Origin of the sequence: Bradyrhizobium sp. STM 3562 (genome assembly GCF_045571435.1) — a bacterium.
Lineage (GTDB): Bacteria > Pseudomonadota > Alphaproteobacteria > Rhizobiales > Xanthobacteraceae > Bradyrhizobium.
The window spans coordinates 722,059-745,770 of the sequence record NZ_CP120694.1; the positions used below are offsets into that span (position 1 = coordinate 722,059).

General features: G+C 64.0%; 25 protein-coding genes. 17 read left to right on the top strand and 8 right to left on the bottom strand.

Going from position 1 to position 23,712, the window contains the following annotated elements:
• Nucleotides 1-36: 36 nt before the first annotated feature.
• Nucleotides 37-2,235 (top strand): 3-hydroxyacyl-CoA dehydrogenase NAD-binding domain-containing protein, encoded by a 2,199-nt coding sequence (locus P6U23_RS03320; protein WP_407178177.1) that lies wholly within the window; start codon nucleotides 37-39, stop codon nucleotides 2,233-2,235.
• 95 nt (nucleotides 2,236-2,330) lie between these two features.
• On the opposite strand, the gene gstA is transcribed toward P6U23_RS03320, so the two are convergent.
• Nucleotides 2,331-2,945 carry a glutathione transferase GstA gene (gene gstA / locus P6U23_RS03325; RefSeq protein ID WP_407178178.1) on the bottom strand — a complete coding sequence of 205 codons (615 nt, stop codon included), beginning with the start codon at nucleotides 2,943-2,945 and terminating at the stop codon, nucleotides 2,331-2,333.
• Nucleotides 2,946-3,074: 129 nt separating this feature from the next.
• Here gstA and P6U23_RS03330 point away from each other — a divergent pair, with 129 nt between their 5' ends.
• The 3 genes from P6U23_RS03330 to P6U23_RS03340 all read left to right on the top strand — a co-directional run bounded on the left by P6U23_RS03330 (nucleotide 3,075) and on the right by P6U23_RS03340 (nucleotide 5,908).
• On the top strand, nucleotides 3,075-3,563 hold the full coding sequence (locus P6U23_RS03330) for a MarR family winged helix-turn-helix transcriptional regulator (RefSeq protein WP_407178179.1): 489 nt from the start codon (nucleotides 3,075-3,077) through the stop codon (nucleotides 3,561-3,563).
• Nucleotides 3,564-3,659: 96 nt separating this feature from the next.
• Entirely contained in the window at nucleotides 3,660-5,030 is a 1,371-nt protein-coding gene (locus P6U23_RS03335; protein ID WP_407178180.1) for a glutamate--cysteine ligase, read from the top strand.
• A gap of 323 nt (nucleotides 5,031-5,353) precedes the next feature.
• The gene (locus P6U23_RS03340; protein ID WP_407178181.1) at nucleotides 5,354-5,908 is read left to right on the top strand and encodes a PAN domain-containing protein; all 555 of its coding nucleotides are present in this window, start codon (nucleotides 5,354-5,356) and stop codon (nucleotides 5,906-5,908) included.
• A gap of 139 nt (nucleotides 5,909-6,047) precedes the next feature.
• Here P6U23_RS03340 and P6U23_RS03345 read toward each other — a convergent pair whose 3' ends face one another.
• The 4 genes from P6U23_RS03345 to P6U23_RS03360 form a co-directional block, all read right to left on the bottom strand.
• Complete coding sequence (locus P6U23_RS03345) at nucleotides 6,048-6,620, bottom strand: nucleotidyltransferase family protein (RefSeq protein WP_407178182.1); 573 nt, start codon at nucleotides 6,618-6,620, stop codon at nucleotides 6,048-6,050.
• 147 nt (nucleotides 6,621-6,767) lie between these two features.
• The gene (gene lepB / locus P6U23_RS03350) at nucleotides 6,768-7,595 is read right to left on the bottom strand and encodes a signal peptidase I (protein ID WP_407178183.1); all 828 of its coding nucleotides are present in this window, start codon (nucleotides 7,593-7,595) and stop codon (nucleotides 6,768-6,770) included.
• Nucleotides 7,592-9,019 carry a metalloprotease TldD gene (gene tldD, locus P6U23_RS03355; RefSeq protein ID WP_407178184.1) on the bottom strand — a complete coding sequence of 476 codons (1,428 nt, stop codon included), beginning with the start codon at nucleotides 9,017-9,019 and terminating at the stop codon, nucleotides 7,592-7,594. Before tldD ends, lepB begins: the two co-directional genes overlap by 4 nt.
• A gap of 217 nt (nucleotides 9,020-9,236) precedes the next feature.
• The gene (locus tag P6U23_RS03360; protein ID WP_407178185.1) at nucleotides 9,237-9,776 is read right to left on the bottom strand and encodes an invasion associated locus B family protein; all 540 of its coding nucleotides are present in this window, start codon (nucleotides 9,774-9,776) and stop codon (nucleotides 9,237-9,239) included.
• 472 nt (nucleotides 9,777-10,248) lie between these two features.
• On the opposite strand from P6U23_RS03360, the gene coxB reads away from it, so the two are divergent.
• The 13 genes from coxB (at nucleotide 10,249) to P6U23_RS03425 (ending at nucleotide 22,181) form a co-directional block, all read left to right on the top strand.
• Nucleotides 10,249-11,088 (top strand): cytochrome c oxidase subunit II, encoded by an 840-nt coding sequence (gene coxB, locus P6U23_RS03365; RefSeq protein WP_407178186.1) that lies wholly within the window; start codon nucleotides 10,249-10,251, stop codon nucleotides 11,086-11,088.
• 76 nt (nucleotides 11,089-11,164) lie between these two features.
• Nucleotides 11,165-12,769, top strand: coding sequence for a cytochrome c oxidase subunit I (gene ctaD, locus P6U23_RS03370; RefSeq protein WP_407178187.1), 1,605 nt, complete (start codon nucleotides 11,165-11,167; stop codon nucleotides 12,767-12,769).
• A 63-nt stretch (nucleotides 12,770-12,832) separates the two neighbouring features.
• Nucleotides 12,833-13,771 carry a heme o synthase gene (locus P6U23_RS03375; protein WP_407178188.1) on the top strand — a complete coding sequence of 313 codons (939 nt, stop codon included), beginning with the start codon at nucleotides 12,833-12,835 and terminating at the stop codon, nucleotides 13,769-13,771.
• 15 nt (nucleotides 13,772-13,786) lie between these two features.
• Nucleotides 13,787-13,954, top strand: coding sequence for a CoxF protein (locus P6U23_RS03380; RefSeq protein ID WP_407178189.1), 168 nt, complete (start codon nucleotides 13,787-13,789; stop codon nucleotides 13,952-13,954).
• Nucleotides 13,955-13,959: 5 nt separating this feature from the next.
• Nucleotides 13,960-14,583 carry a cytochrome c oxidase assembly protein gene (locus P6U23_RS03385; RefSeq protein WP_407178190.1) on the top strand — a complete coding sequence of 208 codons (624 nt, stop codon included), beginning with the start codon at nucleotides 13,960-13,962 and terminating at the stop codon, nucleotides 14,581-14,583.
• A gap of 76 nt (nucleotides 14,584-14,659) precedes the next feature.
• Nucleotides 14,660-15,556, top strand: a complete 897-nt coding sequence (locus P6U23_RS03390) for a cytochrome c oxidase subunit 3 (RefSeq protein ID WP_407178191.1) — start codon at nucleotides 14,660-14,662, stop codon at nucleotides 15,554-15,556.
• Between the two features lie 291 nt (nucleotides 15,557-15,847).
• Nucleotides 15,848-16,252 (top strand): DUF983 domain-containing protein, encoded by a 405-nt coding sequence (locus P6U23_RS03395; protein WP_407178192.1) that lies wholly within the window; start codon nucleotides 15,848-15,850, stop codon nucleotides 16,250-16,252.
• Nucleotides 16,249-17,010 (top strand): SURF1 family protein, encoded by a 762-nt coding sequence (locus P6U23_RS03400; protein WP_407178193.1) that lies wholly within the window; start codon nucleotides 16,249-16,251, stop codon nucleotides 17,008-17,010. Before P6U23_RS03395 ends, P6U23_RS03400 begins: the two co-directional genes overlap by 4 nt.
• 149 nt (nucleotides 17,011-17,159) lie before the next feature.
• The gene (locus tag P6U23_RS03405) at nucleotides 17,160-17,729 is read left to right on the top strand and encodes a cysteine hydrolase family protein (RefSeq protein ID WP_407178194.1); all 570 of its coding nucleotides are present in this window, start codon (nucleotides 17,160-17,162) and stop codon (nucleotides 17,727-17,729) included.
• Between the two features lie 273 nt (nucleotides 17,730-18,002).
• Complete coding sequence (gene thrC / locus P6U23_RS03410; protein ID WP_407178195.1) at nucleotides 18,003-19,436, top strand: threonine synthase; 1,434 nt, start codon at nucleotides 18,003-18,005, stop codon at nucleotides 19,434-19,436.
• Nucleotides 19,433-20,722, top strand: a complete 1,290-nt coding sequence (locus P6U23_RS03415) for a M16 family metallopeptidase (RefSeq protein ID WP_407178196.1) — start codon at nucleotides 19,433-19,435, stop codon at nucleotides 20,720-20,722. Before thrC ends, P6U23_RS03415 begins: the two co-directional genes overlap by 4 nt.
• A 27-nt stretch (nucleotides 20,723-20,749) precedes the next feature.
• On the top strand, nucleotides 20,750-21,337 hold the full coding sequence (locus tag P6U23_RS03420; RefSeq protein ID WP_407178197.1) for a GNAT family N-acetyltransferase: 588 nt from the start codon (nucleotides 20,750-20,752) through the stop codon (nucleotides 21,335-21,337).
• Nucleotides 21,338-21,539: 202 nt separating this feature from the next.
• Nucleotides 21,540-22,181, top strand: a complete 642-nt coding sequence (locus P6U23_RS03425) for a hypothetical protein (RefSeq protein WP_407178198.1) — start codon at nucleotides 21,540-21,542, stop codon at nucleotides 22,179-22,181.
• A 189-nt stretch (nucleotides 22,182-22,370) separates the two neighbouring features.
• Here P6U23_RS03425 and P6U23_RS03430 read toward each other — a convergent pair whose 3' ends face one another.
• From P6U23_RS03430 to P6U23_RS03440, 3 genes are read right to left on the bottom strand one after another with little or no spacing between them, the layout of a single operon-like run.
• On the bottom strand, nucleotides 22,371-22,856 hold the full coding sequence (locus P6U23_RS03430; protein ID WP_407178199.1) for an ATP F0F1 synthase subunit B: 486 nt from the start codon (nucleotides 22,854-22,856) through the stop codon (nucleotides 22,371-22,373).
• Nucleotides 22,857-22,862: 6 nt separating this feature from the next.
• A complete protein-coding gene (locus tag P6U23_RS03435) occupies nucleotides 22,863-23,417 on the bottom strand; it encodes a F0F1 ATP synthase subunit B' (RefSeq protein ID WP_407178200.1) in 555 nt (184 codons plus the stop codon).
• Between the two features lie 29 nt (nucleotides 23,418-23,446).
• Complete coding sequence (locus P6U23_RS03440) at nucleotides 23,447-23,674, bottom strand: F0F1 ATP synthase subunit C (RefSeq protein WP_024510090.1); 228 nt, start codon at nucleotides 23,672-23,674, stop codon at nucleotides 23,447-23,449.
• Nucleotides 23,675-23,712 lie beyond the last annotated feature (38 nt).

The window sequence follows — 23,712 nt, forward strand, 5'->3', positions numbered from 1 at the left end:
GCGCCTATCCTGGCGCCGGCATCGAGGGAACAACACATGGCCTTCAAGAATTTCAAAGTCGAACTAGATGCCGACGGCATTGCGCTGGTCACCTGGGACATTCCGGGACGTTCGATGAACGTGCTGGACGAGACCACGGTCACCGAGCTCGAGCAGATCGTGAAAGAGACCACCGCCGACGCCGCCGTGAAGGGCGTCGTCATCACCTCCGGCAAGGAGGCGCTCTCCGCCGGCGCCGATCTCTCGATGCTGGAAGGCATGAGCCGGGCTTACGCGCAAGTGCTGAAAGAGAAGGGCGAGGTCGCGGCCAACCAGGTCCTGTTCGATCAGAGTCGCCGCTTCTCGCTGGTGTTCCGCTCGATCGAAACGTCGGGCAAGCCGTGGGTCGCCGCGATCAACGGCCTCGCGCTCGGCGGCGGCTTCGAGCTGACGCTTGCCTGCCACCATCGGGTTGCGGCCGAGAATCCGAAGACGCGGCTTGGCTTGCCGGAGATCAAGGTCGGCCTGTTCCCCGGCGCCGGCGGCACCCAGCGCGTGCCGCGCATCGTCTCGCCGCAAGATGCGATGACGATCCTGCTCAAGGGTGAGGCCATGGATCTTGCGCGCGCCAAGGCCTTGAGGCTGGTCGATGCCATCGTGCCGCCGGGTGATCTCATCAAGGCGGCGAAGGACTGGATCAAGGGCGGCGGCAAGGCGGTCGCGCCCTGGGACGAGAAGGGGTTCAAGCTGCCCGGCGGCCCGGTGTTTTCGAAGATGGGCATGATGATGTTCCCGGCCGGCAACGCCATCTACCGCCGCGAGACCTACGACAACTATCCCGCCGCCCGCGCTGTGATGAGCTGCGTCTATGAGGGCCTGCAGCTACCGATGGACGCGGCGCTGCGGGTGGAGTCGCGCTATTTCGCGAACATCCTGCGCTCCAAGGAAGCGCAGGCCATGATCCGCAGCCTGTTCCTGTCGATGCAGGAACTGAACAAGGGTGCGCGACGTCCGCAAAACGTGCCGCCGACGAAAGTGAAAAAGCTCGCCGTCATCGGCGCCGGTTTCATGGGCGCGAGTGTCGGCTACGTCTCGGCGCGCGCCGGCATCGAGGTCGTGCTGATCGACCGCGACCAGGAGAGCGCCGACAAGGGCAAGGCGCACGCGAGGGGCGTGTTCGATGATCTCATCAAGAAGGGCCGCGCCAAGGAAAGCGATCGCGACGCGACGCTGGCGCGCATCACCGCAACGGCGGATTATGCGGCGATCAAGGATTGCGACCTCGTCATCGAGGCGGTGTTCGAGGACCGCAAGGTCAAGTCGGACACTTATGCCAAGGCGCAGCCGCTGTTGAAGGAGGGCGCGATCTTCGCCTCCAACACCTCGACCTTGCCGATCAATTCGCTCGCCGAGGAGTTCAAGGATCAGGGCAAGTTCATCGGCATCCATTTCTTCTCGCCGGTCGAGAAGATGATGCTGGTGGAGATCATCCTTGGTAAGAACACCGGCGATCTCGCGCTCGCGACCGCGCTCGACTATGTCAGGCAGATCGGCAAGACGCCAATTGTCGTCAACGACTCCCGCGGCTTCTTCGCCAACCGCTGCGTGCTGCGCTACATTTCGGAAGGAAACGAGATGTTCCTCGAGGGCGTGCCGCCGGCGATGATCGAGAATTGCGCCAAGATGGCGGGCATGCCGGTCGGTCCCCTGTCGCTGTCGGATGAAGTCGCGCTCGATCTCGGTCTCAAGATCATGAAGGCCACGGAGGCCGATCTTGGTCCCAACGCCATCGATCAGGCGCACAAGAAGCTGATGGTCGAGCTGGTGGAGAAGCAGGGCCGCCTGGGACGCAAGAACGGCAAGGGCTTTTACGATTATCCCGAGAAGGGCAAGGGCCAGAAGAGCCTCTGGCCCGGGCTTTCGGAGTTGCAGCCGAAGCATCTCGATCCTGACGCGCTCGATGTCGAGGAACTGAAGCAGCGCTTCTTGGTGGTGCAGGCGGTGGAGGCCGCGCGCACGGTCGAGGATCACGTGATCGTCGATCCGCGCGAGGCCGACGTCGGATCGATCCTCGGCTTCGGCTTTGCCCCGTTCACCGGCGGCACGCTGTCCTATATCGATTTCATGGGCACCAAAAAATTCGTCGAGCTCTGCCACAGGCTCGCCGCCAAATACGGCCCGCACTTCACCCCGCCGAAGCTTCTCGAGGAGATGGCGGCGAAGGGCGAAACTTTCTATGGCCGTTTCCCGCCGTAGAAGCAGGCGGCATAGGACGATCTTGGGAAGGCATGCTGCCCCAAAAGAAAAAGGCCGGACGCTGGTCCGGCCTTTGTTGTTTCCCGCGGAACTTCTCAGGCCGCCTTGGCGAGCCCTTCCTTCGTCAAGGCTTCCTGCACCTTCGGGCGAGCGGCGATGCGCCCCTTAAAGGCCATCAGGTTCGGCAGACCCGAGAGATCGACGTTCAGCCGCTCGGCCCAGGCCAGCATCACGAATAGATAGCCGTCGGCGACGGTGAACTCCTTGCCCATCAGGTAGTCTCGCCCCGAGAGCTGGCTCTCGATATATTTGAACTTGGTCATCAGCCGGTCCTTGAAGAAGGACTTGGTGTCGTCGGGCAAGACCGGTGAGAACAGCGGGCTGAAGTTCTTGTGCAGCTCTGTCGTAATGAAGTTCAGCCATTCCTGCAGTTTATAGCGCTCGGCGGTACCGCGGGCGGGCGCCAGGTTCTTGCCCTTGGCCTGATCGGCGATCATCTGCACGATGACCGGCCCTTCGGTCACAATCTCGCCGGAGGACAGCGCCAGGGCAGGGACCTGGCCCTTGGGGTTGATCTTCAAGTAATCGTCGCCGTTTTCCAGCTTCTTGGCGCGGACGTCGACCTTCACCAGATCGTAAGGCAGACCTGCTTCCAGGAGTGCGATATGGGGCGACAGCGAGCAGGCGCCGGGTGAGTAGTAGAGCTTCATGGCGGGTTTCCTCCTGTTAAAACCTTTGGGAGTGCCGGGACGATGACTACATGCAGTTGCATGGAATAGTCAAGATTGATGCAGATGCATCGAGTGCTGTACACTGCGCAAAAGGATATGAACGAACCGATGAAGCGCAAACCATCAACTGAGGCGACCGCCGCCTGGATCCGCCTGATGCGGGTGCAGAGCCGCGTGCTGGACGCCGTCGAGCAGGATTTGAAGAAGGCGGGTTTCCCGCCGCTCGCCTGGTATGATGCGTTGCTCGAACTGTCGCGTGCGCCCTCGGGCGAGTTGCGCCCGGTCGAATTGGAGCGGCAGATGCTGATCCCGCAATATTCGACCTCGCGGCTGATCGATCGGCTGGTGGAGGAGGGGCTCGCCGTGCGGCGTGAGTGCAAGGTCGACAAGCGCGGCCAGTTCGTGGAGATTACCGAGGCCGGGCGCGAGCTGCAGAAACGGATGTGGGGCGCCTATTCGGCCGCGATCGAGAAACATGTCGGTTCGAAACTGTCGGATGCGGATGCCATGAAGCTTTGCGGCCTGCTCGACCGGCTCGGTTGCTCCTGCGGAGAGATGGCCTTGCCCGCGATAGGCGAGGGCGCGTCCGCGCGATGAGTTTGATTAGAAAGATTGTCGTCCGCGAAGACAAGCCTTCGCGGACATTCCCGACACCGTGCGCATCGATCGAAGCGCCCTTGACCCGGACATAGCATGGCGCGAGACCAGATCGACATGACGCCGCTGCACTCACGCGACGAACTCGTCGCGTGGCTGGAAGCTGGCGTGAAATCTCCTTCCGAATTCAAGATCGGCACCGAGCACGAGAAGACGCCGTTCACGCTCGAAGGCCACCGTCCCGTGCCTTACGAGGGCGCGCGCGGCATCGGCGCGCTGCTCGAGGGCATGCAGCTCCTGCTCGGCTGGGAGCCGATCGTGGAGCAGGGCAACATCATCGGGCTCTATGACGTGACCGGCGGCGGCGCGATTTCGCTGGAGCCGGGCGGACAATTCGAACTGTCGGGTGCGCCGGTCGAGACCGTGCACCAGACGCAGGCGGAGCTGATGGCGCATCTGGCGCAGGTGCGCGAGATCGCAACGCCCTTGGGCATCGGCTTTCTCGGCCTCGGCATGACCCCGTCCTGGGCGCGCTCGGAGATCCCGGTCATGCCCAAAGGCCGCTACAAGATCATGACCGGGTACATGCCCAAGGTCGGCCAATACGGCATCGACATGATGTACCGGACCTGTACGGTCCAGACCAATCTCGATTTTTCTTCCGAAGCCGACATGGTCAAAAAGCTGCGGGTGTCGCTGGCGCTGCAGCCGGTCGCGACCGCGCTGTTTGCCAACTCGCCTTTCACCGAAGGCCGGCCCAACGGCTTTCTCTCCTTCCGCTCCGAGATCTGGCGTCATACCGACGGTGCACGCTCCGGCATGTTGCCTTGGGCGTTCGAGGACGGCATGGGCTTCGAGCGTTGGGTCGATTACGCGCTGGACGTGCCGATGTATTTCGTCAAGCGCGGCGAGGCTTATATCGACGTCTCCGGCACCTCGTTCCGCGATTTCTTCGTGGGCAAGAATGCAGCGCTGCCCGGCGAGCGGCCGACGCTGTCGGACTGGGCCAACCATCTCTCGACGATTTTCCCGGAAGTGCGGCTGAAGCGTTATCTGGAAATGCGCGGCGCGGACGGGGCGCCCTGGGTCCGGCTGCCGGCCCTGCCGGCATTCTGGGTCGGGCTGCTCTATGACGACACCAGCCTTGATGCGGCCTGGGACATCGCCAAGAGCTGGAGCGCCGAGGAGCGCCAATCGCTGCGCGACCAGGTGCCGCGGCTCGGCTTCAAGGCGAAGATCGGGGATCGCTATCTGTTCGAGATCGCCAAGGAATGCCTCGTGCTCGCGCATGCGGGCTTGCGCCGTCGCAATCGCGTGGACCACGTCGGCCGCGACGAGAGCCGTCATCTCGAACCGCTCGACCGCATCATCGATTGCGGCCACACGCCGGCCGAAGAGCTGCTCGACAAGTTCAACGGCCCCTGGCGCGGCTCGGTCGAGCCGGCCTATGAGGAGTGTGCGTTTTAGGTAAAGGCGGCCGCGATCCGCAATTGACGCCATAATTCGGGGCGCGCCTCGAAGAGGCGAACCTCAGATGCGCAACTTTGCCCCCGTTCATGCGCCGTACAGGTTCATGGCGATCAAATGGCGGATCGACTGAATTTGAGGCGAGGGCCCATCTCGACCCGTCGCCCTTCGAGGTTCGCGGAGCCTGTCATCGGGCCGCGCTTTGCGTGGACCCGGTGGCGAGCACCTCGCGGTGACGGTGATGGTAAGGAACGCGCTTCGGTCCAAGGCGATCATGGTCTAAAACACGCTGGCGCGTTCAATAACTCGGAAGTAAATCGCGTATGGGGATCCGCCATTGGCTCGGGGCGTGGGTGGTGACGCTCGCCTGTTTGGCGGCGACGGTCGAGGCGTGGCCCGTGGTCGCGCAGGCCAATTTCGATCGGCCGGGCGGCGACTACGTCAGCCTGCCAATTCCCTCCGGCGATCCCGCCGATTGCGCAATGCTCTGCGAGCGCGATCGGCGCTGCCGGGCCTGGAGCTTCAATTATCCCAACGATGTCACGCCCGGCGCGGTGTGCTGGCTGAAAAACAGCGTGCCGCCGCGGGTGGCCGATGATTGCTGCGTGTCGGGCGTACGGGGCGCCGGGGTGGTCGAGCCGCGCAACCGTTCGATGGAGACCTCGATCGATCGCGCCGGCGGGGATTATCGCACCTTCGAAATGAAGAGCGGCGATGGCGAGGAGGCCTGCCATGCCGCCTGCACCGCCGACAAGCAATGCCGCGCCTGGACCTTTGCGAGGCCCGGCTATGTCGGCAAGCAAGCCCATTGCTTCCTGAAAAAAGAAATCAAGCCGCCGCGGCGTAGGGCGGGGTTTTATTCGGGGGTGGTGAGGTAACTCCACTGTCGTCCCCGGCGAAGGCCGGGACCCATAACCCCAGGATAAAGTTCTTGCGAAGCCTGGAGCCGCATCTCTGCACCACAACAGCCGCCTGTGGTTATGGGCCGCGCTTTCGCGGGGACGACACGGAGCAAGATTAGACGCCGTCCACCTCCACCACGGTCAGCTCCGGCCATAGCGCCTTCCAGCGCTGTGCCTTCGCGGCATAGTTGGCGGCGGAAAAATTCGGCGTGTGGTTGGGCCGCACGATGAGACCCGCGATCTCATCAAAGCCGTTAGGCGCGTACACCTCATAGCCATCCGCGGTGTGCCGGATGCCGATTTGCGTGTTCTTGGTGAGAAAGCGATCGATGCCCTCGCACGAACAGGCGAGCGGCTGGTAGGGCCGGCCGTGCTTTTGCGGATACCACAGGTGCACCCGCGCCTGGTTGCGCACCTCGATCGCAGTGTCTTGCACGCCGAGACGATCCTGCAGCTTGCGGATCACCGCGTCCTCAGCCTCCCAGGACGTGTCGGGATCGAAATAGAAGACGTCGTAATCGAGAATGCCGTGATCGACCGGCCGTCCCGTCAGCACATTCCACAGCGTCTGCGTCAGGCAGCCTGAGACCAGCCAGGCATCGGGCAGCGCGAGCGCAGCAAGCTCGCGCAGGATGTGCCCGTTGATGGGATTTTGTAAGGCTGCGGCGAGGAATTCGTCTTGCGTCATCGCAGATTGTAGGGTGGGCAAAGGCGCGTCCGCGCCGTGCCCACCAACCTCACTCAACCACCTGGCAAGATGGTGGGCACGCTTCCGCCTTCGCTCTTCGAGCTACGGCGGACAAGTCGCTTTGCCCACCCTACGATCTACAAGATCTCAATTGATCGAGGTGAAAAACCGCGCCAGGCGGAAGCCGGAGAGCCAGGTCCACATCGGCTGATGGCGGATGCCGAGATCCCAGGAGCCGACCACCGCGTCGGCGCGCCCGACCAGATTGTCCACCGGCAACAGCCCGACGCCGCCATCGCGCACCGGCACGCGGCTATCGGCCGAATTGTCGCGGTTGTCGCCGAGCACGAACAGATGTCCTGAAGGCACGGTGACCTCGGGCGTGTTGTCGAGGCGGCCGTTGTCGCGCAGCTTGAAGATCTCGTGGCTGACGCCATTCGGCAGCGTCTCGACATAGCGGTAGGCGGGCTCCTTGCCGCCATCATCATCTTCCGCTTCGCCGATGCCATCAGGCTTCAGCGAGGCCGGGTGGTCGTTGATGAAGAGCTGACCCTGGCGCATCTGAATGCGGTCGCCGGGCAGGCCCACGACGCGCTTGACCCAGGCCTGCGAGGTATCGCCGGGCCAACGGAACACCACGACGTCGCCGCGCTTGGGCATTTCGCCGAACAGCCGCTTGCTCTCGGGCAGGTTGATCTGCATCGGCAGCGAGGCGGTGCCGTAGCCATAGGGGAATTTCGAGGCGAGCAGCGCATCGCCGATCATCAGCGTCGGCTCCATCGAGCCCGACGGCACGTAGAACGGCTCGGCAATGGCGCCCTTGGCCAGGAACACCGCCAGCACGATGCCGACGAGTTGCACCGCCTGGCCGCGCCAAGTGTTGCCCTTGGAAGTATTGCCCTTGGACGCGCCGTTCTTCGACACGTTGCTCTTTGCGCTATCCTCGCCGTCGGTGGACAGTTTTTCCACGCTCATCGGCCGGTACCTCCAACTGTAATACGATCCATTCTCAGCGTCGGCTGGCCGACGCCGACCGGCACGCCCTGGCCGTTCTTGCCGCAGGTGCCGATCCCGGTGTCGAGCGACAGATCGTTGCCGATCATCGAGATACGGTGCAGGTCCGTCGGCCCGTTGCCGATCAGCATCGCGCCTTTCAACGGCGCGCCGATCTTGCCGTTCTCGATCTTGTAGGCCTCGGTGCACTGAAACACGTATTTGCCCGAGGTGATGTCGACCTGGCCGCCACCGAAATTGGCGGCATAGACGCCGTTCTTTACCGAGGCGATGATCTCCGCCGGATCGCGATTCCCCGCGAGCATGCAAGTGTTGGTCATACGCGGCATCGGCACATGGGCATAGCCCTGGCGACGGCCATTGCCGGTCGGCTTCATGTTCATCAGCCGCGCGTTCTGCCGGTCCTGCATGTAACCGACCAGAATGCCGTCCTCGATCAGCACGGTACGGTTGGTCGGCGTGCCCTCGTCGTCGATCGACAGCGAACCGCGGCGCGAGGCGATGGTGCCGTCGTCGACCACGGTGACGCCCTTGGCCGCGACCTGCTGGCCCATCAGGCCGGCGAAAGCCGAGGTCTTCTTGCGGTTGAAGTCGCCTTCCAGCCCATGGCCGACCGCCTCGTGCAGCATGACGCCGGGCCAGCCCGCGCCGAGCACGACGTCCATCTCGCCCGCCGGCGCCGGCACAGATTCCAGGTTGATCAGCGCCTCGCGCAGCGCGCCGTCGGCGGCCTCGCGCCAGGACTTGGTTTCGATGAAGCGCGCATAGGGTTCGCGGCCGCCATAGCCTTTGCTGCCGCTCTCCTGCCGGTCGCCTTGACCGGCCACCACGGAAATGTTGACCCGCACCAGGGGACGGATGTCGCGATAGCTCTCGCCATCGGGCCGCAGGATTTCCACCACCTGCCAGGTCGCACCTAAGCTGACCGTGACCTGGCGCACCCGCGGATCCTTGTCGCGGATATAGGCGTCGATCTCGCCGAGCAGCTTCACCTTGGTCTCGAAATTGGGCGCATCCAGCGGATTGTCGTCGCCATAGAGCCGCACATTCGTATGCGCCGGCGCCGCCGCGAAGCTGCCCGAATAGCCGCCGCGGACCGCTGCGACCGCGTCGGCAGCGCGAATCAGCGCAGGGATCGAGACGTCGGAGGAATGCGCATAGCCGACCGCATCGTCCTTCACCGCGCGCAGGCCGAAGCCCTGGCTGGTGTCGTAGGTCGCCTGCTTCAGCCGGCCATTGTCGAACATCAAGGCTTCGGTCTGGCTGTATTCCAGGAACAGCTCGCCGTCGTCGGACCCGGCAAGCCCGCGCGCGACCTCATGGCGGACGGTGTCGCGGTCCAGATTGGCGCGGTCGATCAGGGAGCTTGTGGCGGGGCTGCTCATGCGGACTCCGGCGGGGTTATTCGTACAATCGTCATTCGTACAATCGTCCCGGCGCAAGCCGGGACCCATCACCACAGGACCGCATTCTAGACGGCAACTCGCGGACCCGTCGTCTTACAACGGCGTAATCCTGATCCTGGGATTTATGGGTTCCGGCTTGCGCCGGAACGACCAGAGTAAACATAGGCATTGGCGGACAAAAAGGGAGATGATCTCCCTAGGGCAACTTGTCGTACCCCTCGGCGAGCCCATTCAGGCTAAGCGGGAAGCCAATGCCCTCTTCCGGGGTCTCGAAGATGATGAATGTCGCCGTTTTCGCCGTTTTGAGCTGATTGAGCAGCTTGTCGTCCATCACGACCTCGGCAACGCAGCCGTTGGGCAGGCAGCGGACAAAACCGGCGCGGCCGACGTCGACATTGTCGAGTTTCAAACCCAGTCCTGAAGGCAACAGCACCCCGAGCGGCGCCACCACCCGCATCAGCCGGCTCTTCTGGTCGGCGGTCTTCAGCACGATCACGGTCAAACCGGCATTGGAGCGGTCTTCGGCCACGACGCTCTGGATCAGCGCGCATTGTTCATTCTGCGCGCCGGGCGGGGTATCGCAGCGGATCTGCCAGTCGCCATGCACCGAGCGCACCGCGCCCTGCGCATTCGCGCTGGCGGTCAAGCCAAGCAGCGAGAGTGCGGCGAGGGCCGCGCAGGCAAGCCGGCGGATGCTTGCGACGCCGCCTTTGAAAAAGTGTTGCGAAGGCCCCATCCGGGTCGATCCCTTCAGATTTTAATGGCTTTGTTGCCCCGCGCCGCCGACAGATACAGCAATAACGGCGCCTTGAAGGCGGTGGCCACCGGCCGATTCCCGAAGCTCCTTCACGCGAATCAGCGCGTCATCGAGGAGCAACTGATTGTGGGTACAACGGGTGAAACATCTGTCAAGCACAGAAGCTGCAGGAACGCGCGTTTTCGGCTCGTTTTCACGCTGAAATGTGGCCGGGCGCTGCGAGCCGCAGGGCCGGATCGGCAAATCGGGGCGCGCTGGCATATGCCCCCTACGACTGCATTGCGATGCCTCAAAAATTATGATTTGAAATGATTGATTTCGGCGTTCTAACGATCTGGCCTGGGTATCCCTTGCAGGTGCGACCCTCGGCCGTTTGTCAGAGGGCGGATCGTTAAAGCACCCTGCGGCAGACGGGGTGATTTGGGGATGATTTCGAAGGGAGCGGAGCGACATGAAGATGTCGAAGGGCCGGGTGGGCCGGGGCGTGCTCGCGTTGGTGGTGGCGGGTGCGGCGTTGGTCGCCAGCAGGGCGGCATTCGCCGAGTTGGGACAACCATCGCCGTGGGAGTGGTCCCTGCAGCCTGCGGGCTCGCCGGTGATGGACCAGATCCACTGGTTCCATGGCGTGCTTCTGACCATCATCACCTGCATTACGCTGTTCGTGCTGGCGCTCCTGATCGCCGTCATGGTGAAGTTCAACGCCAGGTCCAATCCGGTCCCCTCGCGGACCACGCACAACACCTTGATCGAGGTGGCCTGGACCCTGATCCCGGTCCTGATCCTGGTCAGCATCGCGGTGCCGTCGTTCCGCCTGCTGTTCCTGCAGCTCGATATCCCCAAGGCTGATTTGACGGTGAAGGCGACCGGCAAGCAGTGGTATTGGAGCTATGCCTATCCCGATAACGGCAAGTTCGAATTCGATTCGCTGATGGCGCAGGACAAGCAGCCACGTCTGCTCGGCGTCGACAATGAGATGGTGGTGCCGGTCAACAAGGTGATCCGGGTGCAGACCACCGGCGCCGACGTCATCCATTCCTTCGCGGTGCCCGCCTTCGGCATCAAGATCGACGCCATTCCCGGCCGCCTGAACGAGACCTGGTTCAAGGCCGAGAAGACCGGCATGTATTATGGGCAATGCTCCGAGCTCTGCGGCAAGGATCACGCCTTCATGCCGATCGCAGTGAGAGTGGTGAGCGATCAGGAATTCGCGGCCTGGGTCGAGGACGCGAAGAAGAAGTTTGCGAGCGCAAAGACCAACACCTACGCTTCGGCGGCGGACGCGGCGCAGTAGAGCGCCGCGATCGAACTTAGGGCGACAAGGGCCTGACAAAGGTCCGACCAGGGGACAGCAAGGCTAGGATTTCAAGATGGCAACGAACGTAGCGACGCATGACGATCACGCCCATGACCATCCGACGGGATGGCGGCGCTGGCTGTTCTCGACCAACCACAAGGACATCGGCACGATGTACCTCGTGTTCGCGGTCATCGCGGGCATCATCGGCGCGGCCATGTCGATCGCGATCCGCGCCGAGCTGATGTATCCTGGCGTGCAGATCTTCCACGAGACCCACACCTACAATGTGTTCGTGACCTCGCACGGCCTGATCATGATCTTCTTCATGGTCATGCCGGCCATGATCGGCGGCTTCGGCAACTGGTTCGTGCCGCTGATGATCGGGGCGCCGGACATGGCGTTCCCGCGCATGAACAACATCTCGTTCTGGCTGCTGCCGGCCTCTTTCTCTCTGTTGCTGATTTCGAGCTTCGTCGAAGGCGAGCCGGGCGCCAACGGCGTCGGCGCGGGCTGGACCATGTATGCGCCGCTATCGACTTCGGGCCATCCGGGGCCGGCGGTCGATTTCGCGATCCTGTCGCTGCATCTGGCCGGCGCGTCCTCGATCCTGGGCGCCATCAACTTCATCACCACGATCTTCAACATGCGCGCACCGGGCATGACGCTGCACAAGATGCCGCTGTTCGTGTGGTCGATCCTGGTGACGGTGTTCCTGCTGCTGTTGTCGCTGCCGGTGCTGGCGGGCGCCATCACCATGCTGCTCACCGACCGCAATTTCGGCACCACCTTCTTCTCGGCCGACGGCGGCGGCGATCCCGTGCTGTTCCAGCACCTGTTCTGGTTCTTCGGCCACCCCGAGGTGTACATCCTGATCCTGCCGGGCTTCGGCATGATCAGCCAGATCGTCTCGACCTTCTCGCGCAAGCCGGTGTTCGGCTATCTCGGCATGGCCTACGCGATGGTCGCGATCGGCGGCATCGGCTTCGTGGTGTGGGCGCACCACATGTACACGGTCGGCATGAGCTCGGCGACGCAGGCCTATTTCGTCGCCGCGACGATGGTCATTGCGGTGCCCACCGGCGTGAAGATCTTCTCCTGGATCGCCACGATGTGGGGCGGCTCGATCGAGTTCCGCGCGCCGATGCTGTGGGCGATCGGCTTCATCTTCCTGTTCACGGTCGGCGGCGTCACCGGCGTCGTGCTCGCCAATGCCGGCGTCGACCGCGTGCTGCAGGATACCTATTACGTGGTGGCGCACTTCCACTACGTGCTCTCGCTCGGCGCGGTGTTCGCGATCTTCGCCGGCTGGTACTATTGGTTCCCGAAAATGTCGGGCTACATGTACAACGAGACTATCGCGAAGGCGCATTTCTGGGTCACCTTCATCGGCGTCAACATGGTGTTCTTCCCGCAGCACTTCCTCGGGCTGTCGGGCATGCCGCGCCGCTATGTCGACTATCCGGATGCGTTCGCCGGCTGGAACTTCATTTCCTCGATCGGCTCCTATATCTCCGGCTTCGGCGTCCTGATCTTCATCTACGGCGTGATCGACGCCTTCCTGCGCAAGCAGCAGGCCGCCAATAACCCGTGGGGGGCCGGCGCCACCACCCTGGAATGGACGCTGTCGTCGCCGCCTCCGTTCCACCAGTTCGAAGTGCTGCCGCGCGTGCAGTAAGGTCAAAGCTTAGCGCGGCGCCGTCAAACGGCGCCGTGCCGTTTAAAGGAAGCGAGTTCTCTCTTGTCCGTTGTCGATCAGAACACGATCGCTCTCGCGCCCCGGATCTCCGAGGCCGAGGTTTCCGATTACATCGCGCTGCTCAAACCGCGGGTGATGTCGCTCGTGATCTTCACGGCGCTGGTCGGGCTCGTGATGGCGCCCGGCCATTTCCACCCCGTGCTGGCCTTCACCTCGTTGCTCTGCATCGCGGTCGGCGCCGGCGCCTCGGGCGCGCTCAACATGGCGTTTGAGGGCGATCTTGACGCCAAGATGACGCGGACCGCCAACCGGCCGATTCCGCGCGGGCGCATCACGCGCGCGGAAGCGACCGCCTTCGGCATGACGCTGGCCTTCTTCTCGGTGCTGACGCTCGGCATCCTGGTGAACTGGTACGCGGGCGCCCTGCTCGCCTTCACCATCTTCTTCTATGTCGTGATCTACACGCTGGGCCTGAAACGGCGCACCGCGCAGAACATCGTGATCGGCGGCGCCGCCGGCTCGCTGCCGCCGGTGGTGGCCTGGGTCGCGGCGACCGGCTCGCTCTCGGTCGAGCCGCTGCTTCTGTTCCTGATCATCTTCTTCTGGACGCCCCCGCATTTCTGGGCGCTTGCGCTGTTCCGCTCCGACGACTACGCGCGCGCCGGCGTGCCGATGCTGCCCGTCGTCGCCGGTCCCGACGTGACGCGGCTGCAGATCCTGCTCTACACGGTTGTGCTGGTCGTGGTCGCCGCTGCGCCCTGGCCCCTCGGCTATTTCGACGCAATCTACGGCGTGACCTCGCTCGTGCTGGGCGCCGTGATGCTGGCGCTGGCGGTCAATGTCTATCGCCGCCGCGAGCGCGGCGAATCGCTGCGCGCGACGCGAAAGCTGTTCGCGTTCTCGATCCTTTATCTGTTTGCGCTGTTCGCGACCCTGCTTCTCGAGGTCGTCGTTCGCGCCGTGCTGCCTGTCGTCTGGTAGGGGGCGCATGCCACAATGTCCGACGAGCGGCCGCCAGATGATGGTATCGTCCTCACCGAGGCGCAGAAGCGCAGCCGTCGGAACAGATCGATTGCGACCGCGCTCGCGCTCGGGATCCTGGTGCTGTTGTTTTTCGCGGTCACGCTCGTCAAGGGGCCGGCCGTGCTGAACAGGCCGTTGTGACCGCTATGGAGAGCCAGCCCACCAAGAGAACCAAGCCAGGCCGGCGGCTCAGCCGGGACGCACTGGTCGCGTCGATCGCGGGCTTTGTGGTGGTGCTGATGGTCGGCGCGTCCTATGCGGCGGTGCCGTTCTACAACTGGTTCTGCCGCACCACGGGCTTCAACGGCACCACGCAGGTCGCCAAATCGGCGCCGATCTCAAAGCCGCTGGCGCGGACCGTCGCGGTGCGTTTCGATTCCAACGTCGCGGGTGGATTGCCCTGGAAGTTCGAGCCGGAAAAGACCGAGATCGACGTCCATATCGGCGAGGTCGTGACCGTCTATTACACCGTCACCAACCAGTCCGCGCGGACCACGACCGGGCAGGCGGCCTATAATGTGACCCCGCTGACGGTCGGTGCCTATTTCCAGAAGATCAACTGCTTCTGCTTCACCGAGCAGACATTTGCCCCGGGCGAGAAGCGCGAGATGGCGGTGGTCTTCTATGTCGATCCGTCGATCGTCGAGGACCACGAAAACGACGGCCTGAACACCATCACGCTGTCCTACACCTTCTATCCCGTGCGCGAGCCGGCCGACCAGCCGATCGCTGCCGGAGAGCCGGACAAGCGCGCGCGACCGCCGGGATAGGCAGTGCAAAGGATTTGATTTTTGAAGTGAATATGTGCCGAATGAAACGGCATTGTTAAGGGAGAAAGACGACAAAATGGCTACGGCGCAAGTCAAGCATCACGATTACCACTTGGTGAATCCGAGCCCGTGGCCTGTGGTCGGCTCGCTCTCCGCTTTCATCATGGCGCTCGGCGCGATCGCCTGGATGCATCACATGTTCTCCGCGGCGCCGATCGTGTTCGGCGTCGGCACCATCGGCGTGCTCTACACCATGGCGAGCTGGTGGGGCGACGTCATCAACGAGGCCGAGCACAGGGGCGATCATACCCGCGTCGTGCAGATCAGCCACCGCTACGGCATGATCCTGTTCATCGCCTCGGAGGTGATGTTCTTCGTCGCCTGGTTCTGGGCCTTCTTCAACTCCGCGCTGTTTCCGGCCGATGCCGTCCATGCCACGCGCGACGCCATCTTCGGCTGTGGCCCGGGCACTGAGCCCGGTGCCTGCGCGGTGCCCGGCACCTGGCCGCCCAAGGGCATCGAGGCCTTCAATCCCTGGCACTTACCGCTTCTGAACACGTTGATCCTGCTGACCTCGGGCACCACCGTCACCTGGGCGCATCACGCGCTGCTCGAGAACGATCGGCAGGGCCTGAAATACGGGCTGATCCTGACCATCCTGCTGGGCGCGAGCTTCACCTGCGTGCAGGCCTGGGAATATGCCCATGCCGCTTTCGGCTTCTCAGGCAACGTCTATGGCGCCACCTTCTTCATGGCGACCGGTTTCCACGGCTTCCATGTGCTGGTCGGCACCATCTTCCTGATCGTCTGCCTGGTGCGCGCCTATCTCGGCCATTTCAACCCGAAGCAGCACCTCGGTTTCGAATTCGCCGCCTGGTACTGGCATTTCGTCGACGTGGTCTGGCTGTTCCTGTTCGTCTGCATCTACGTCTGGGGCACCGGCGGCGGCCGGATCGGCGTGGCCGGCGAGTAGATCAGGCTCGGATGTGCTACAAGGGGCGGCCGCGCGGCCGCCCTTTTTGTTTTCGAAAGCGCGTCCGCATGTTCGGTCCACCTCTTCCCGGCGAGGAGAGTCGGATTGCTCCTGGCGATGCGAAGCATCGTCCAGTGCAATCCGGGTGAGGGGCGCAGGTCTCACGAGGGACCGCAATCCCTCACCCGGATCGCATCGGTCGATGCGATCCGACCTCTCCCTCCGGAAGAGGTGAGCCGAGTTCGCGGATAGCTCAGTGCGTTTCCTGCTAAAGCTGCTCTCAGATCTCAGATGAACGAACTTACCGGCACGCCCCACGAACAACCCACCGTCTGGCAGAGCGCGCTGCGCGGCATCGCCTGCCGCTGCCCGCGTTGCGGCAGGGGCAAGCTGTTCGCGGGTTTCCTCACGCTGCGCCCGCATTGCGAGAATTGCGGGCTCGACTACGCCTTCATCGACAGCGGCGACGGGCCTGCCGTCTTCATCATCATGCTCGCGGGCGCCATTGTGGTGGCTTGCGCGCTGATCGTGGAGGTGAAATACCAGCCGCCGTTCTGGGTGCATGCGGCGCTCTGGCTGCCGCTGATCCTGGTGACCACCCTGCTGCCGTTGCGCTCCATGAAATCGCTTCTGATCGCGCTGCAATTCCACCACAAGGCGGCCGAAGGCCGGCTGATCGAACGCACGCCGAAATGACGGCGCGTTCCTTGCGGCGGCCGGGCGCCGGCTTTGCCGTCTTCACGCTGCTCATGGTGGCTGTGTTCGTCGGCCTCGGGATCTGGCAGTTGCAGCGCCGGGTCGAAAAGCATGCGCTGATCGCAGCCTTAACCGGGCGCGTTGCGGCGCCGCCGGTGCCATTGCCGCAAGCCTCGCAATGGCACGCGCTGAGTGCGGACCGTGACGAATTCCGCCGCGTCACCTTCACTGCTGCTTACGCGCGCGCGCCTGACGCCATGGTCTATTCCTCCGGCTCCGCCGTGCGCGAGGACATTTCCGGCCCCGGCACCTGGGCGTTCCTGCCGGCGCGCCTGCCATCCGGCGAAATGGTGGTGGTCAATGCCGGCTTCGTCCCGAATACGATGCAGGATCGCGACGTGCAGGACCGCGCGGTGACAAAGCTGGTCACGGGCCAGCCGGTGACGCTCTCAGGCTATTTGCGCTTTCCCGAAGCCCCCGGCCTGTTCACGCCGGCGGAAAACCGCGACAAGCGCCTGTGGTTCGTCCGCGACCATCTCGCGATGGCAAGCCGGCTCGGCTGGGGTACGGTGGCGCCGTTCTACATCGACCTGGAAACGCCGGTGCCGGCGAACGGCATTCCGAAGCCTGGCCCGCTCACGCCGCACCTGCGTGACGACCACATGCAATACGCCATTACCTGGTTTTCGCTCGCGGCCATGGTGCTGATCGCGTTCGCCGTCTGGCTGCGCGGCCGGCGGGGCATCGAGAATCGATAGGACGGATCAGCGAGCACGCGCCCCGCGCGCCGGTGCGGCATACGCCCGGGCGGTCCCATTGCGTCAGGAAACGAGGGAAAAACGGCGTTTGGTGACCTCGCGCCGCCATCGCATACTCGGTCCTTGGCTCGCTTCCGGAATTTTTGCCCATGGACAGTCTGCAACCCCGCACCGCCCTCATCGTTGTCGATGTCCAGCGCGCGTTCGACGAATGGGAAGCGGCAGGCCGCCGGCGCAACAATCCTGCCGCCGTCGCGCGCATCGCCGACCTCTTGCGGGCTTTCAGGAATCGCGCTGCGCCGGTTTTCCACATTCGCCACGAAGGCACGCACCCGAGATCGTCGTTCCTGCCTGGCAGCACCGGCTATGCCGTCAAGGATGAGGCGCGCGAACTCCCCGGCGAGCCCGTCATCGTGAAGCGCGTGAACAGCGCTTTCATCGGCACGGACCTCGAGAGCCGCCTTCGCGCGGCTGGTATTACGACCCTGGTCATCTGCGGCGCCACCACCAATCATTGCGTCGAGACCACGACGCGGATGGCGGGCAATCTCGGCTTTCACGCAAGGCTCGTCCGCGATGCGACCTGGACCTTCGACCGCGTCGGTCCCGATGGCGACGCGCATTCGGCGGAGGACATCCATGCAATGACCCTGGCCAACCTCAATGGCGAGTTCGCGCAGATCGTAACCACTGCCGAGGCCATCGCCGCGCTGGCGTGAGGCCTTTAACGTTATCTGCGGCCCGGGATGAGGTCGGGATAGGCGACAACCAGGTAGACCCTCATGGTGAGGAGCGCGGTAAGCCGCGCGTCTCGAACCAAGCAGTCCCGCGCCGGTGCCGCGGCGAGAGCGCCAATAGGCCACGGGATGCCAACAAGCCGTTTCCTCTTCTCGCCAAAACGCATTAATGTGCGACCCCACCTTGCCCAAGCGCAAATGGAATTTGAGTAAAATCAAGCACTTAATGCCCCGGCCGAGGGGCTGGAGACGACTTTGCCGCGCTATATTTCCACCCGGGGGGAGGCTCCGGGGCTAGGCTTCTGCGACGTGATGCTGGCCGGGCTCGCCCGCGACGGCGGCCTATATGTGCCCGAAAGCTGGCCGCAGCTTCAGCCCGAGGCCATCGCGTCCTTCTTCGGCCGGCCCTATTGGGAAGTCGCCGTCGAGGTGATTCGCCCGTTCACGGGCGGCGAGATTTCCGATGCCGATCTCGGCCGCATGGCGAACGAGGCCTATGCTACTTTCCGCCACCCCGCGGTGGTGCCGCTGAAGCAGATGGCGCCGCATCTGTTCCTGCTCGAACTGTTCCACGGCCCGACGCTCGCGTTCAAGGACGTGGCCATGCAGCTCATCTCGCGGCTGATGGACCACGTGCTCGCCCAGCGCGGCCAACGCACCACGATCGCGGTCGCGACATCCGGCGACACCGGCGGCGCCGCGGTGGAAGCATTCGCCAATCTGGAAAATGTCGATCTTATCGTGCTGTTTCCGCACGGCCGCATCTCCGAGGTGCAGCGGCGGATGATGACGACGACCGCCGCCAGTAACGTCCATGCGCTCGCGATCGAAGGCACGTTTGACGACTGCCAGGCGATCGTGAAGGCCATGTTCAACCACCATCGGTTCCGCGATCAGGTGGCGCTGTCGGCCGTCAACTCCATCAACTGGGCGCGGATCGTCGCCCAGGTCGTGTATTATTTCACGTCCGCGGTCGCGCTCGGCGCGCCGGCCCGCGCCGTCAGTTTCACCGTGCCGACCGGCAATTTCGGCGACATCTTTGCGGGCTATGTCGCCAAGCGCATGGGGCTGCCGGTGCGCACCCTGCGCATCGCAGCCAACATCAACGACATCCTGGCGCGCACGCTGAAGACGGGCATTTATGAGGTCCGCGAGGTGCACGCGACGGCCTCGCCCTCGATGGACATCCAGGTGTCCTCGAATTTCGAGCGGCTGCTGTTCGAGGCGAGCCGGCGCGATGCGCACCTCGTGCGCCGCCTGATGGAGCAGCTCAAGCAGTCGGGACGTTTCGTGCTTCCCGATGCCATGCTAGCCGCCATCCGCGAAGAGTTCGATGCCGGCCGCGCCGACGAGACCGAGACCTCGGCCGCGATCCGCGCCGCCTGGCGCGAGGCCGGCGAACTCGTCGATCCCCACACCGCGGTGGCGCTTGCGGTCGCGGAGCGCGACAGTTCCGAATCCGCGATCCCCACCATCGTGCTGTCGACCGCGCATCCAGCCAAATTTCCCGATGCGGTCGAGGCCGCCTGCGGGGTACGGCCGCAATTGCCGGCCTGGCTCGACGGGTTGATGACGAGGAGCGAGCAAGTCACGATCATGAAAAACGACCAGGCCGAGGTCGAGCGCTTCGTTCGCTCGGTGAGCCGCGCCGCCAAACAAGGGGCCGACACGCAAGGAGTCACCGGATGAGCGTTGAAGTCACAAAACTCCCCTCCGGCCTCACGGTCGTGACCGACACCATGCCGCAGGTGGAAACCGCGGCGCTTGGCGTGTGGGCCGGGGTCGGCGGTCGCGACGAGAAGCCGAACGAGCACGGCATCTCGCATCTGCTGGAGCACATGGCCTTCAAAGGCACCACGCGGCGCAGCGCGCGCGAGATCGTGGAAGAGATCGAGGCGGTGGGCGGCGATCTCAATGCCGGCACCTCGACCGAGACCACCGCCTATTATGCGCGGGTGATGAAGGCCGACGTGCCGCTCGCCCTCGACGTGCTCGCCGACATCCTCGCCAACCCCTCCTTCGTGCCGGACGAATTGGAGCGCGAGAAGAACGTCATCGTGCAGGAGATCGGCGCCGCGCAGGATACGCCCGACGACGTGGTCTTCGAGCATCTCAACGAGCTCTGCTATCCCGATCAGCCGATGGGGCGATCGCTGCTGGGTACGGCGAAGACGCTGAGGCAGTTCGACCGCGACATGTTGCGCGGCTATCTCGCCACCCACTATCGCGCGCCCGATATGGTGGTCGCCGCCGCTGGCGCGGTTGATCACAAGCAGGTGGTCGCGGATGTCGAAGCCCGCTTTGCAAGCTTCGATCCGACGCCGGCGCCGAAGCCCGAGCCTGCGATGTTCGGCAAGGGCGGCTCGCGCGTGGTGCATCGCGACCTCGAGCAGGCGCATCTGACGCTGGCGCTGGAAGGCGTGCCGCAGACCGATCTGTCGCTGTTTTCGCTGCAGGTCTTCACCAATGCGCTCGGCGGCGGCATGTCGTCGCGACTGTTCCAGGAGGTGCGCGAGAAGCGCGGTCTGTGCTACTCGATCTACACCTTCCACGCGCCCTATACCGACACCGGCTTCTTCGGTCTCTACACCGGCACCGATCCGGCCGATGCGCCGGAGATGATGGAGGTGGTGGTCGATGTCATCAACGAGGCGGTGGAAACCTTGACCGAGCCCGAGGTCGCCCGCGCCAAGGCGCAGATGAAAGCCGGACTGCTGATGGCGCTGGAGAGCTGTTCGGCGCGCGCCGAGCAGCTTGCGCGGCATGTCCTGGCCTATGGCCGACCGCAAACTCTGGAAGAGCTGATCGGGCGCATCGACGCGGTCAGCGTCGAATCGACGCGAGACGCCGCGCGTGCCCTGCTGGCGCGCAGTCACCCGGCCGTGGTCGCGCTCGGCAGCGGCAGGGGTCTGGACACGGCGGTCAATTTTGCGGAAGGATTGGTGAGATCGAAGGCGAGGGCGCGGCTGCATTGAGGCGCGTTCGCTTCGGAGGGCATCACAATGGCGCTGTTCCGATTGCCAACCGGCGGACCACCCGCGCTAGCCCCGCGGGGCAATGGTCTGCTGTTGCGCATGCCACAGATGTCCGACTACCTGCAGTGGGCGCATTTACGGGACATCAGCCGCGACTATCTCACGCCGTGGGAGCCGATCTGGCCCTCCGACGACCTTACCCGTTCCGGGTTTCGGCGGCGGCTGCGCCGCTATGCCGAGGACATCGCCGCGGATCGTTCCTATCCCTTCCTCATTTTCCGAGAGTTGGACGGCGCGATGATCGGCGGGATCACGGTCGCCAATGTGCGGCGCGGGATCGTGCAGGCGGGCACCATCGGCTATTGGGTCGGCCAGCCGCATGCCCATCGCGGCTATATGACGGCGGCCCTGCGCGTGCTGTTGCCGACGCTGTTCGGGGAGCTCAATTTGCACCGGGTCGAGGCCGCCTGCATTCCTTCCAACGTTGCCTCGGTTCGCGTGCTGGAGAAATGCGGCTTTTCCCGCGAGGGCTTGGCGCGGCGCTATCTCTGCATCAACGGCGTGTGGCAGGATCATCTGCTGTTCGGCCTGTTGAGCGACGACTTCCGCGGCTAGGGAATGGCGGGCCGATCGAGGCGAAGAACGAAGTTCTTCCCTCTCCGCAAGCGGGGCGAGGCCGATGGAGTTCGCGGGCGAAACGAATTTCAATTGCAAGTACCGACGATTGAACGATGGTCAGCGCCTTGGGTTCGCCGTGATCACGCTGATATAACTTTCGCGGGAACCGACGACCTGATGCACTCGAAAATCATCGATCATGGGTAAAATCTCTCTCAGAATCACCAGCAGCGCGATCGTGCTTGCGATCGGCATCGCGGTTTGCGCAACGCCGGCGGCGTCGCAGTCGCTGACCGATCGTTTCAAGAGCCTCTTCGGTGGCAAGTCGGACGAGCCCGCGCAACAGCCGCCGATCGTCGACCCTAGCCAGGACCAGCAACCCGATCTGAATTGTCCGCCGGTGACAATTCGCTCTGGCGCCTCGACCTATGCAGTGGCGGCGCCAGGCAAGCAGCCGATCGGCAATGACGTGCGCTTCCAGGCCACCATCACCAAGACCGCGCGCGAATGCATCAAGAACGGCGGCGACATCACCGCGCGTATCGGGATTCAGGGCCGTGTCATCGTCGGTCCATCCGGGGCGCCGCCGACGGTCGAGATTCCAATGCGCATCGCCGTGGTGCAGGGCGGCGTCAGCGAGAAGGTGATCGCCACCAAGGCCTACCGCACCACCGTGGAATTGGGTGAGCAGGACAGCGTGCCGTTCAGCCTGGTCGCGGACGATCTGGTCTATCCGGTCCCGCCGGGTGCCACGGGGGACAATTACGTCTTCTACATCGGCTTCGACCCGCAGGCGCTGGCGCCCGAGCCGAAGCCGAGGTCGGCGAAACGGAAGAGGTGAGGCGCGCGCTGTGCGGTCATCGTCCGCGAAAGCGGACGATGACGTATTCCAGAGGCGATCGTCGTTTCCTTGAGAACGCGCGGCTTACCGGCTCACTTGGTCGAGCCGGGCGATGACAGTGAGACAAAAGCAAAAGCCGGCGCGATCATCTCGCGCCGGCTTTGGCAACTCTTGGGAATAGGAGCTGGCTCAGTTCAGCTTCTGCCGAACCTCCGCAATGCCCTTGCTCAGGAGATCGTCGGCGAGCTGGCCCTTCACCGTCTGCGACAGGATGTTGGATGCTGCGGCGACCGCCGCTTCCGCTGCCGCGGCGCGGACGTCGGCCAGCGCCTGGGCTTCCGCGAGGGCGATCTTGCCTTCGGCCGCCTTGGTGCGGCGCGCGACAAAGTCTTCCATCTTGGCTTTCGCCTCGGCCGCGATGCGCTCGGCTTCCGCCTTTGCGCTGGCGACGATGTCCTGGGCCTCGGCTTCCGCGCTGGCGCGACGGGCCTTGTAATCCGCCAGCACCTTGGCCGCTTCTTCCTTCAGCCGCCGCGCATCGTCCAGCTCGGCCTTGATGCGCTCGCCGCGATGGTCGAGCGCCTTCAGGACGGTCTTGTGCACGCCGACATAGGCGAACAAGCCCATCAGGATCACGAAGGCAACGGCAACCCAGAATTCCGGATCGGAGAACATCTGGTCTTATCCCTTCAACGATGCGTCGACCGCGGAGTCGATCGCCTTTTTGTCGGGCGCGATCCCCGTCAGCCGCTGCACGATGCTCGTGGCCGCATCCGCCGCGATGCCGCGGACATTGCGCATTGCCGAGGCGCGGGTCGCGGCGATGGTCTTCTCCGCATCCGCGAGCTTGTGCGCCAGCCGCTCTTCGAGGGTCTTGCGCTCGGCCTCGGACTGCGCGTTGAGCTTCTCGCGGGTTTCGTTGCTGATCGCCTGCGCGCGCGAACGGGCGCCCGCAAGCTCGGCCTCGTAGGCCTTCATCGCGGCATCCGACTCGTCCCGGCATTTCTGGGCTTCGGCGAGATCACCGTCAATCTTGTTCTGCCGTGCGTCGAGCACGCTGCCGACGCGCGGCAGCGCGATGCGCGACACAACCACGTAAAGCGCGACGAAGGCGATCGCCAGCGACACCAGTTGCGAAGCAAAGGTGCTGCTCTGGAACGGCGGGAACGGACGTGCGCCGCCGTCGGCTTCGGTGTGGGCGGTTGCGCCCTTGGCCTCGCCATGACCTTCAGCCATGGGCTACTCCTTCAAGGCTTGGCCGATCCTTACAGTGCGAACAGCAGCAACAACGCGATCAGCAGCGAAAAGATGCCGAGCGCTTCGGTCACCGCGAAACCGAAGATCAGGTTGCCGAACTGGCCCTGGGCAGCCGACGGGTTGCGCACGGCGGCGGCGAGATAGTTGCCGAAAATGATGCCCACGCCGGCGCCAGCGCCACCGAGGCCCATGCAGGCAAGACCAGCGCCAATGTACTTCGCGGCAATCGGATCCATGAAACGAACTCCTTCCAGAGGTTTGATGAGATGGGCCG

Coding starts and splice junctions, on each gene's coding strand:
- P6U23_RS03335 (WP_407178180.1), top strand. CDS start 3,660: ATGGCGCGAGACCAGATCGACATGACGCCGCTGCACTCACGCGACGAA.
- P6U23_RS03395 (WP_407178192.1), top strand. CDS start 15,848: ATGAACGAACTTACCGGCACGCCCCACGAACAACCCACCGTCTGGCAG.
- coxB (WP_407178186.1), top strand. CDS start 10,249: ATGAAGATGTCGAAGGGCCGGGTGGGCCGGGGCGTGCTCGCGTTGGTG.
- lepB (WP_407178183.1), bottom strand. CDS start 7,595: ATGAGCGTGGAAAAACTGTCCACCGACGGCGAGGATAGCGCAAAGAGC.
- P6U23_RS03320 (WP_407178177.1), top strand. CDS start 37: ATGGCCTTCAAGAATTTCAAAGTCGAACTAGATGCCGACGGCATTGCG.
- tldD (WP_407178184.1), bottom strand. CDS start 9,019: ATGAGCAGCCCCGCCACAAGCTCCCTGATCGACCGCGCCAATCTGGAC.
- P6U23_RS03425 (WP_407178198.1), top strand. CDS start 21,540: ATGGGTAAAATCTCTCTCAGAATCACCAGCAGCGCGATCGTGCTTGCG.
- P6U23_RS03330 (WP_407178179.1), top strand. CDS start 3,075: ATGAAGCGCAAACCATCAACTGAGGCGACCGCCGCCTGGATCCGCCTG.
- P6U23_RS03340 (WP_407178181.1), top strand. CDS start 5,354: ATGGGGATCCGCCATTGGCTCGGGGCGTGGGTGGTGACGCTCGCCTGT.
- P6U23_RS03405 (WP_407178194.1), top strand. CDS start 17,160: ATGGACAGTCTGCAACCCCGCACCGCCCTCATCGTTGTCGATGTCCAG.
- P6U23_RS03345 (WP_407178182.1), bottom strand. CDS start 6,620: ATGACGCAAGACGAATTCCTCGCCGCAGCCTTACAAAATCCCATCAAC.
- gstA (WP_407178178.1), bottom strand. CDS start 2,945: ATGAAGCTCTACTACTCACCCGGCGCCTGCTCGCTGTCGCCCCATATC.
- P6U23_RS03420 (WP_407178197.1), top strand. CDS start 20,750: ATGGCGCTGTTCCGATTGCCAACCGGCGGACCACCCGCGCTAGCCCCG.
- P6U23_RS03430 (WP_407178199.1), bottom strand. CDS start 22,856: ATGTTCTCCGATCCGGAATTCTGGGTTGCCGTTGCCTTCGTGATCCTG.
- P6U23_RS03435 (WP_407178200.1), bottom strand. CDS start 23,417: ATGGCTGAAGGTCATGGCGAGGCCAAGGGCGCAACCGCCCACACCGAA.
- P6U23_RS03440 (WP_024510090.1), bottom strand. CDS start 23,674: ATGGATCCGATTGCCGCGAAGTACATTGGCGCTGGTCTTGCCTGCATG.
- P6U23_RS03400 (WP_407178193.1), top strand. CDS start 16,249: ATGACGGCGCGTTCCTTGCGGCGGCCGGGCGCCGGCTTTGCCGTCTTC.
- P6U23_RS03415 (WP_407178196.1), top strand. CDS start 19,433: ATGAGCGTTGAAGTCACAAAACTCCCCTCCGGCCTCACGGTCGTGACC.
- ctaD (WP_407178187.1), top strand. CDS start 11,165: ATGGCAACGAACGTAGCGACGCATGACGATCACGCCCATGACCATCCG.
- P6U23_RS03380 (WP_407178189.1), top strand. CDS start 13,787: ATGTCCGACGAGCGGCCGCCAGATGATGGTATCGTCCTCACCGAGGCG.
- P6U23_RS03385 (WP_407178190.1), top strand. CDS start 13,960: ATGGAGAGCCAGCCCACCAAGAGAACCAAGCCAGGCCGGCGGCTCAGC.
- P6U23_RS03360 (WP_407178185.1), bottom strand. CDS start 9,776: ATGGGGCCTTCGCAACACTTTTTCAAAGGCGGCGTCGCAAGCATCCGC.
- P6U23_RS03390 (WP_407178191.1), top strand. CDS start 14,660: ATGGCTACGGCGCAAGTCAAGCATCACGATTACCACTTGGTGAATCCG.